The organism is Streptomyces sp. ICN903 (assembly GCF_022015835.1).
In the GTDB taxonomy this organism is placed as follows: domain Bacteria; phylum Actinomycetota; class Actinomycetes; order Streptomycetales; family Streptomycetaceae; genus Streptomyces; species Streptomyces fenghuangensis.
Map to the genome: position 1 here is coordinate 1 of NZ_JAKMAY010000236.1, position 8,979 is coordinate 8,979.

Consider the following 8,979-nt stretch of genomic DNA (forward strand, 5'->3'; position numbering starts at 1 on the left):
GGGCGGGGGGTGCGGCGTCATCGTCGGTCTCTCGTCGGTCCGTCGCCGGTCCGTGCCGCCGCGGCGGTACGGACCGGCGTCTCAGCGTGCGCGGTTGAGGGTCTGCAGGGCGGCGCGGAGGAGCTGGGGCACCGGCGGCCGGCCGCCCTCGGCCAGCACCGCCTCGGCCTGCGGGGTGACGGCGGTCACCGCGTCCTCGGCCTCGCGGGGTGCGTAACCCAGGCCCACCAGGGCGGCGTGCAGCTGTTCCCGCCAGCCGGGCTCGCCCGCGGCGGGTCCGGGGCTCCGCCCGGCCGCGGCGGCCCCGGCGCCCAGTGGCTCGCCGAGCCTGTCCTTCAGCTCCAGCAGCAGCTTCTGCGCACCCTTCTTACCGATGCCCGGAACGGCGGTGAGCGCCTTCTCGTCCCCGGTGGAGACCGCCAGCCGCAGCGCGTCGGGGCTGTGGACGGCGAGCATGGCCTGGGCCAGCCGCGGGCCGACGCCGCTGGCCGTCTGGAGCAGTTCGAAGACCTGCCGCTCGTCGTCGTCGGCGAAGCCGTAGAGCGTCAGGGAGTCCTCGCGGACCACCAGCGAGGTGGCCAGCCTGGTGTGCTCGCCGACACGCAGGCCGGCGAGGGTGGCGGGGGTGCAGTGGAGGGCCATGCCCACCCCCCCGACCTCGATCACGGCGGTGTCCGGGGAGAGGGCGGCGACCGGTCCGGATACGAAGGCGATCATCGGCTGTCCTTCGGGGTGCGCTGGGTTCGCCGGGCGGGCGCGGCGGGCGGCGCGGCCCCGGGTGCCGGGGCCGGTTCCGCCACCGCCGCGGACGCGGCCCGGGCGGCGTGGGCCTGCCGGCGGTGGAGCTGCTGGTGCCGGGCCTGCTGGAGTCTGGCCTGCTGGAGCCGGTCCTGGGCGGGGGCGCGCCAGATGTGGCAGATGGCCAGTGCCAGGGCGTCGGCGGCGTCGGCGGGCCTGGGCGGGGCGTCCAGCCGCAGCAGTCTGGTGACCATCGCTCCGACCTGGGCCTTGTCCGCCCGGCCGGTGCCGGTGACGGCGGCCTTGACCTCGCTGGGGGTGTGCAGGGCGACCGGTAGGCCGCGCCGGGCCGCGCAGAGCATGGCGACCGCGCTGGCCTGCGCGGTGCCCATCACGGTGCGGACGTTGTGCTGGCTGAACACGCGCTCCACGGCGACGACGTCGGGCCGGTGCTCCTCCAGCCACTCCTCTATGCCGCGCTCGACGAGCACCAGCCGGTCGGGGACCTCCGCGTCGGCGGGGGTGCGCACGACGCCGACCCCGCCCATCCGCAGCGGCCGGCCGGCCGTCCCCTCCACCACGCCGATGCCGCAGCGGGTCAGCCCCGGGTCCACGCCGAGCACGCGCACCGCGGCCCCCTTCCGTCCACTGGTCGTTCGATCACCTGTTCCCGCAGGCTATCGGCTGCCACCGACAACGCCGGAGGGCGACACGGAAGAGGGCCGGCGCCGGGCCTCGCGCCGGTCTCCGAGGCGGGCTCGGGTTCGGTCTCCCCGGCCCGGGCTCGGACTGCGGCCCGGGCTCGGACGCCCGGAGGACCGGGTCAGGCCTCGACCTTGGCCATGACGTCGTCGGGCACGTCGAAGTTGGCGAAGACGTTCTGCACGTCGTCGCTGTCCTCCAGCGCGTCGATCAGCTTGAAGATCTTGCGGGCGCCCTCCTCGTCCAGCTCCACCTGCATGGTGGGGACGAAGTTCGCGTCCGCCGAGTCGTAGTCGATGCCCGCCTTCTGCAGCGCGGTGCGCACCTCGACCAGATCGCTCGCCTCGCTGAGGACCTCGAAGGACTCGCCGAGGTCGTTGACCTCCTCGGCGCCCGCCTCCAGGACGGCGGCCAGCACGTCGTCCTCGGTCAGGTCGCCCTTGGGGACGATCACGACGCCCTTGCGGTTGAACAGGTACGACACCGATCCCGGGTCGGCCATGGAGCCGCCGTTGCGGGTCATGGCGACGCGCACGTCGGAGGCCGCGCGGTTGCGGTTGTCGGTGAGGCACTCGATCAGGACCGCGACACCGTTGGGGCCGTAGCCCTCGTACATGATCGTCTGGTACTCGGCGCCGCCCGCCTCCAGGCCCGCGCCCCGCTTGACCGCACGGTCGATGTTGTTGTTGGGGACGGAGCTCTTCTTCGCCTTCTGGATGGCGTCGTAGAGGGTGGGGTTGCCGTCGGGGTCGGCGCCGCCCAGCCGGGCCGCGACCTCGATGTTCTTGATCAGCTTGGCGAAGAGCTTGCCGCGCTTGGCATCGATCACGGCCTTCTTGTGCTTGGTGGTTGCCCACTTGGAGTGGCCGGACACAGCCTCGCTCCTTCATGTCGCCAACAGGGGAATCAACGGGCCGATACTACAGCCGGTGACACCGGCGGTTCACCGTGCGGCCGAGCGCACCATCCCGGTGAAGAGCCGGTGCACGCGGTGGTCCCCGGTGAGTTCGGGGTGGAAGGCGGTGGCCAGCAGGGAGCCCTGCCGCACGGCGACGGGGTGGCCGTCGAAGACCGCCAGCACCTCCACGTCCGCGCCGGTGGACTCCACCCAGGGAGCGCGGATGAAGACGCCCTCGACCGGTCCGCCCTCGACCCCGGCGACGTCGACGGACGCCTCGAACGACTCGTTCTGCCGCCCGAAGGCGTTGCGGCGCACGATCATGTCGATCCCGCCGACCGTCTCCTGGCCGGAGCGGGGGTCGAGGATCTTGTCGGCGAGCATGATCATGCCCGCGCAGGAGCCGTAGGCCGGCATGCCCGAGCGGACCCTCTCGCGCAGCGGCTCCATCAGCCCGAAGGCGGTGGCCAGCTTGGAGATGGTGGTGGACTCGCCGCCGGGGATCACCAGGCCGTCGACTCCGGCCAGTTCCTCGGGGCGGCGGACGGTGCGGGCCTCGGCGCCGGTCGCCTCCAGCGCGGCGAGGTGTTCGCGGACATCGCCCTGGAGGGCGAGGACTCCGATGGCGGGGGTGGTCACGGGGCGCACCTCTTCGGGGACGTACGGGACGGCGTGGGGGACGGACGGACGGGCGGTACGGGCCCGGGCGGCCCGCGGTGCGCGGGCCGCCCGGGCCGAGGGGGGCGCGGTGCGCGCCGCGGGTCACCAGCCGCGGCCGGCGAACCTCTCGGCCTCGGTCAGGGTGTCGCAGTTGATGCCGACCATGGCCTCTCCCAGGCCGCGGGAGGCGTCCGCGACGACCTTGGGGTCGTCGTAGAAGGTGGTGGCCTTCACGATGGCGGCGGCGCGCTTGACCGGGTCGCCGGACTTGAAGATGCCCGAGCCGACGAAGACGCCCTCGGCTCCGAGCTGGCGCATCAGCGCGGCGTCGGCCGGGGTGGCCACACCGCCGGCGGAGAACAGCACGACCGGCAGCTTGCCCAGCTCGGCCACCTCGCGGACCAGCTCGTAGGGAGCGCGCAGCTCCTTGGCGGCGGCGTACAGCTCGTTGTTGTCGTAGCCGCGCAGGCGGGCGATCTCGTTCTTGATCTGCCGCAGGTGGCGGACGGCCTCGACGACGTTGCCGGTGCCGGCCTCGCCCTTGGAGCGGATCATGGCCGCGCCCTCGGCGATCCGGCGCAGGGCCTCGCCCAGGTTGGTGGCACCGCAGACGAAGGGCGTGGTGAAGGCCCACTTGTCGCTGTGGTTGACCTCGTCGGCCGGGGTGAGGACCTCGGACTCGTCGATGTAGTCCACGCCGAGCGCCTGGAGCACCTGGGCCTCGACGAAGTGGCCGATGCGGGACTTGGCCATCACCGGGATGGAGACGGCGTCGATGATCCCCTCGATCATGTCCGGGTCGGACATGCGGGCCACGCCGCCGTCCTTGCGGATGTCGGCGGGCACCCGCTCCAGTGCCATGACCGCGACGGCGCCGGCGTCCTCGGCGATCTTCGCCTGCTCCGGCGTGACCACGTCCATGATCACACCGCCCTTGAGCTGCTCGGCCATGCCGCGCTTGACGCGCGCGGTGCCGGTCTCGGGGGCCGGCGCGGAGGCGGTTTCGGGCGTGCTGGAAGGCGTGGTGGACAAGGTGCGACCTCACTCGGCGACGGTGACAGTGGTTGGGACGGGCCGGACGGGCCGGGACCGGCCGGGACGCTGAACGGCGGCGTACGGCACCGGCCGGCGGGTGGCCCGGGCTGCTCGCGCGGGTGGGCGCGGCAGCCTTACGGTGAACCCATCGTAGGCCAGTTCGATTCCCCGGTGGGCCCGCCGCCCGGTCCAGTTCACGGTGATCCCTGCTACAGAACCGATGAAACGGAACAACCGGCCCTCACGAAAGGGCCAATCGGAAGTCAGTGGCCTTCCCTGGGCGGGCCCGTCCGGTCCGCCAGAACCGCCGGCGGCTCGTCGTCCATCTCGAAGGCCAGCGGGAAGGGGGCGTGTCCGGCCAGCCGGAACCAGCGCACCTTGCGGTGGCGGCGCAGCGCACGGGCGGCCCGCACCGCGTCGTTGTGGAAGCGCCGCGCCATGGGCACCCGGCGCACCGCGGCGGCCAGCTCCTCGGCGGTCGCCTCACCGCCGGGCGCCGCCCGTACCGCCTCCAGTTGCGCGCCCTCGGCGAACACCGCGCGCAGGGCCTGGCTGAGCTCGCTCTCGGCGACCTCCCGCTGCTCCTCCTCGGCCTGCCGGGCGTCGTGGGCGGCCTGGTACAGGACGATGGAGGCGGCCGGGTCCAGCACCCCCGCGGTGGCCAGCTCCTGCGCGACGGAGGCACGCCGCAGCAGCTGCGCGTCCAGGGCCGCGCGGGCCGCGTCGATCCGGGCGTGCAGCCGGTCCAGGCGTCCGGCGGTCCAGCTCAGGTAGACGGCGACGAGCAGCAGCGCGGCCGCGATCCAGACGATCGTGGTGGTCACGGTCGGAAGGTCCCCCTCGGTTCAGTCCCGGGCCAGGCCCAGCCGGGCCCGCAGCCCCGCCCGCTCGTCCGGCGCGACCGAGGCGGCGCCGTCAGTGACGGTCTCGTAGACGGACAGGATGTCCGCGCCGACGGTGGACCAGTCGAAGCGGCGTACATGGCGGCCGCCGCGCTCGCGCAGCTCCGCGCGGCGCCGCGGGTCGCCCAGCAGGCGCACCGCGGCGGCGGCCAGCGCGCCGGCGTCCTCGTTGGCGTACAGCTCGCCGGCCTCTCCCCCGTCCAGCACCTGGGCGAAGGCGTCCAGGTCGCTGGCGAGCACCGGGGCCCCGGCGGACATCGCCTCCACCAGGATGATGCCGAAGGACTCGCCGCCGGTGTTGGGGGCGATGTACAGGTCCACACTGCGCAGCAGCCGCGCCTTGTCCTCGTCGCTGACCATGCCCAGGAACTCCACGCGGTCGCGCAGCTCGCGCGGCAGGCCGGCGACGGCCTCCTCCTCGTCGCCGCGTCCGGCCACCAGCAGGCGGGTGCCGGGGCGCTCGGCGAGGATGCGCGGCAGCGCTCTCATCAGCACGGGCAGCCCCTTGCGGGGCTCGTCGATGCGCCCGATGAAGCCGACGGTGTTCCCGCCGTCGCGGCCCTGCCACTCGGCCTTGGGCTCGGCGTCCGCGAAGAAGCCCACGTCCACGCCGTTGGGGATGACGACCGCGTCCCCGCCCAGGTGCTCGACCAGGGTGCGGCGGGCGTACTCGCTGACCGCGATCCGCGCGCTGATCTTCTCCAGCGCGGGCTGCAGGATCGGGTAGGCGGCGATCATCGCCCGCGAGCGCGGGTTGGAGGTGTGGAAGGTGGCCACGATCGGCCCCTGTGCCGCCCAGCAGGCGAGCAGGGAGAGCGAGGGCGTGGCGGGCTCGTGGATGTGCAGGACGTCGAAGGCGCCCTCGTGCACCCAGCGGCGCACCCTCGCCGCCGACAGGAAGCCGAAGTTCAGCCGGGCGACCGAGCCGTTGTACGGGACGGGGACGGCCCGCCCGGCCGGTACGACGTACGGCGGCAGGGGGGTCTCCTCCTCGGCCGGGGCGAGGACGGACACCTCGTGCCCGAGGGCGGTGAGGTGCTGGGCCAGGTCCCGGATGTGGAACTGGACGCCGCCGGGGACGTCCCAGGAGTAGGGGCAGACGATGCCGATCCTCACCGCTTCCCCGCCTCCCGGCCGGCCGGGCCCGAGCCGGCCGGGCCCTGTCCCGTCTCCGCCCCGGTCCGCGGCGCGAGGTCCGCCGACCACAGTCTCTGCAGCATGTGCCAGTCCTCGGTGTGCTCGGCGATGCCCGCCGCGAAGCCGTCCGCCACCGCCTGGGTCATGGCGGCGGCCTTCTCCTTGCGGGTGCCTTCGGCGGGCGCCTGGACCGGCGGCAGGACGCGTCCCTTCATCACGGGCGTCTCGTCGAACCACAGGTACGCCGGGAGCAGCGCGGCCCCGGTCTGCAGCGCCAGCATGGCCGGGCCGGCCGGCATCCGGGCCGGCTCGCCGAAGAAGTCGACCTCGATGCCGGAGGAGGACAGGTCCCGGTCGGCCACCAGTGCCACCAGACCGCCCGCGCGCAGCCGCCGGGCCAGGGTGCCGAAGGCGGCTCCGCCGGTGTGCGGCAGCACCTCCATGCCCAGGCCCTCGCGGTAGGCGACGAAGCGGTCGTACAGGGTCTCGGGCTTGAGACGCTCGGCGACGGTGGTGAACGGGATGCCCAGGCCGGTGGTGAGGTAGGCGCCGGCCAGGTCCCAGTTGCCCATGTGCGGCAGCGCCAGGATCACGCCGCGGCCGGAGCCCAGCGTGTCGGTGAGCCGGTTCAGGTCGGTGACCTCGACACCTTCGCGGATGCGCGCCGCGTCCCACACCGGCAGCCGGAAGGACTCCATCCAGTAGCGCAGGTACGAGCGCATCCCCGCGCGGGACAGTTCGGCCAGCCGCTCGGGGCCCGCTCCTGGGACCACCCGGGCGTAGTTGGCCTCCAGGCGCAGCACCCCCTGGCCCCGGCGCCGCCAGGCGGCGTCGGCGACGGCGCGGCCCAGGGCCGCGGCCGCGGGTTCGGGGAGGCGCTTGACCGCGCCCCAGCCCAGCCCGTACAGGGCGTCGGTCATCCGCTCCCTCATGAGCTGCCGCCTCCCTGCTCGGTCGCGGCGGCCCCGTCGCGTCCCGGCCCCGTGGCCTCGCCCCCGGTGGAGGCGGCCCCTCCCCGGACGGGGGCGGCGTCGGCCTCGGCGGCCTCCCGCCGGACCGTCACCATCCGCTGCAGGATCGTCACCAGGCTGCCCACGGCCACCACCCACAGGGCGACGGGCAGCAGGATCCCGATGTACGGGACGCCGAAGGTGGTCTCGAATCCGGCGAGCCCGGCGCACACCAGGGTGATCACCAGCCGCTCGGCGCGCTCGACCAGGCCGTTGACGTTCACCGGCAGGCCGATGCTCTCGCCGCGCGCCTTGGTGTACGACACGACCTGGCCGCTCGCCAGGCAGAAGATCGCCACCGCGCACAGCACCGGGTCGCCGCCCCCGCCCGCGTACCACAGCGCGATGCCGCCGAAGACGGCCGCGTCGGCGACGCGGTCGAGGGTGGAGTCCAGGAAGGCGCCCCAGCGGCTGGAGCGGCCCGACTGCCGCGCCATGGTGCCGTCGACCAGGTCGGAGAAGACGAACAGGGTGATGACGACGGTGCCCCAGAAGAACTCGCCGCGGGGGAAGAAGGCCAGTGCCCCCGCCATGACTCCGCCGGTGCCGATGAGCGTGACCGTGTCGGGGCTGACCCCCAGCCGGAGGAGCAGAGCGGCGAACGGTGTGAGAACACGCGTGAAGAACGCACGCGCGTACTTGTTCAGCATGGCCTTCCCGGAGGTCGAGGTGGGCCGGCGGCCGGGGGGCCGTCGGCGCGCCCATCGTAGCCAGCCGCACCCGGAGCGCCGCCGGTGCGTCGGAGCGGCCGCCGCTTCCGCCCTTCCGCTCACGGTTCACCCGCAAAAGCCCCGTTTCGCGCCTGTTGCCCACGGTAGAGGTGAATGCCACGTATGGACGGACTCCGGCGGCGGTGGAAAGCTCGAAGGAGCACCTCTGGTGCGATCCGGCACACGACCATCCGACCCAGCCGCGCGGACCGGGAGGCGGAGGACATGGGCGACAGGACGAGTACGCACACCGGGGCCGCGGGAAGGGCGCCGGTGGCCGACCGGCCCGGCTCCATACGGAACGTGGTGCTGGTCGGCCACAGCGGCGCGGGGAAGACGACGCTGGTCGAGGCGCTCGCCCAGACCTCGGGCGCGCTGGTCCGGGCGGGCCGGGTCGAGGACGGCAGCACCGTCTCCGACCACGACGGGATCGAGCACCGGCAGCAGCGCTCGGTCCAGCTCTCCCTGGTCCCCGTGGAGTGGGACGGCGTCAAGGTCAACCTCCTGGACACTCCCGGCTACGCCGACTTCACCGGGGAGCTGCGGGCCGGTCTGCGGGCGGCGGACGCGGCCCTCTTCGTCGTCTCGGCCGCCGACGGCGTGGACGGGTCGACCCGGCTGGTGTGGGAGGAGTGCGCCGCCGTCGGGATGCCGCGCGCCATCGTCGTCACCCATCTGGAGGCGTCGCGCGCGGACTTCGGGGAGATGACCGACATCTGCCGGCGGGTCTTCGGCGGCGACGACCCCGACGCCGTGCTCCCGCTGTACCTGCCCATGCACGGGGATCCGCCGGAGGGGCGGCCCGACGGGCACGCGCCGGTCGCCGGGCTGATCGGGCTGCTGTCGCAGCGGGTCTTCGACTACTCCGCGGGCGAGCGCGCCGAGCGCGCGCCGGATCCCGAGCACCTCCCGCTGATCGCCGACGCCCGCGCCCGGCTGATCGAGGGCATCATCGCCGAGAGTGAGGACGAGACCCTGATGGACCGCTACCTCGACGGCGCGGACGTCGAGGTGGAGACGCTGGTGCGGGACCTGGAGAAGGCCGTCGCCCGCGGTGTGTTCCACCCCGTCCTGGCCGCGGCCCCCGCCGCGGAGGGAGCCCGGCAGGGCCTGGGCACGGTGGAGCTGCTGGAGCTGGTCACCCGCGGCTTCCCCACCCCTGAGGAACGCGAGGTGCCCCCGGTCAC

General features: G+C 74.0%; 10 protein-coding genes. 1 reads left to right on the forward strand and 9 read right to left on the reverse strand.

What is annotated here, in order from left to right:
* Positions 1–81: 81 nt before the first annotated feature.
* The 9 genes from ruvA to pgsA form a co-directional block, all read right to left on the reverse strand.
* Positions 82–717 (reverse strand): Holliday junction branch migration protein RuvA, encoded by a 636-nt coding sequence (ruvA, locus tag L7D48_RS21365; protein WP_237881452.1) that lies wholly within the window; start codon positions 715–717, stop codon positions 82–84.
* Positions 714–1,367 (reverse strand): crossover junction endodeoxyribonuclease RuvC, encoded by a 654-nt coding sequence (ruvC, locus tag L7D48_RS21370; protein ID WP_237881454.1) that lies wholly within the window; start codon positions 1,365–1,367, stop codon positions 714–716. Before ruvC ends, ruvA begins: the two co-directional genes overlap by 4 nt.
* Positions 1,368–1,561: 194 nt before the next feature.
* Positions 1,562–2,314: a YebC/PmpR family DNA-binding transcriptional regulator gene (locus L7D48_RS21375; protein WP_237881456.1), complete on the reverse strand. Its 753-nt coding sequence runs from the start codon at positions 2,312–2,314 to the stop codon at positions 1,562–1,564.
* Between the two features lie 69 nt (positions 2,315–2,383).
* On the reverse strand, positions 2,384–2,977 hold the full coding sequence (gene pdxT, locus L7D48_RS21380; RefSeq protein ID WP_237881458.1) for a pyridoxal 5'-phosphate synthase glutaminase subunit PdxT: 594 nt from the start codon (positions 2,975–2,977) through the stop codon (positions 2,384–2,386).
* 123 nt (positions 2,978–3,100) lie between these two features.
* Complete coding sequence (pdxS, locus tag L7D48_RS21385; RefSeq protein ID WP_206351463.1) at positions 3,101–4,030, reverse strand: pyridoxal 5'-phosphate synthase lyase subunit PdxS; 930 nt, start codon at positions 4,028–4,030, stop codon at positions 3,101–3,103.
* A 266-nt stretch (positions 4,031–4,296) separates the two neighbouring features.
* Positions 4,297–4,857: a hypothetical protein gene (locus L7D48_RS21390; protein WP_237881460.1), complete on the reverse strand. Its 561-nt coding sequence runs from the start codon at positions 4,855–4,857 to the stop codon at positions 4,297–4,299.
* A gap of 21 nt (positions 4,858–4,878) precedes the next feature.
* The gene (locus L7D48_RS21395) at positions 4,879–6,051 is read right to left on the reverse strand and encodes a glycosyltransferase family 4 protein (RefSeq protein ID WP_237881462.1); all 1,173 of its coding nucleotides are present in this window, start codon (positions 6,049–6,051) and stop codon (positions 4,879–4,881) included.
* Positions 6,048–7,004: a phosphatidylinositol mannoside acyltransferase gene (locus tag L7D48_RS21400; protein ID WP_237881464.1), complete on the reverse strand. Its 957-nt coding sequence runs from the start codon at positions 7,002–7,004 to the stop codon at positions 6,048–6,050. The genes L7D48_RS21395 and L7D48_RS21400 overlap by 4 nt, the downstream gene beginning before the upstream one ends.
* Entirely contained in the window at positions 7,001–7,732 is a 732-nt protein-coding gene (gene pgsA, locus L7D48_RS21405) for a phosphatidylinositol phosphate synthase (RefSeq protein ID WP_237881466.1), read from the reverse strand. Before pgsA ends, L7D48_RS21400 begins: the two co-directional genes overlap by 4 nt.
* Before the next feature lie 285 nt (positions 7,733–8,017).
* On the opposite strand from pgsA, the gene L7D48_RS21410 reads away from it, so the two are divergent.
* Positions 8,018–8,979: GTP-binding protein (locus L7D48_RS21410; RefSeq protein ID WP_237881468.1), on the forward strand; the 962-nt coding region annotated here is incomplete at its 3' end.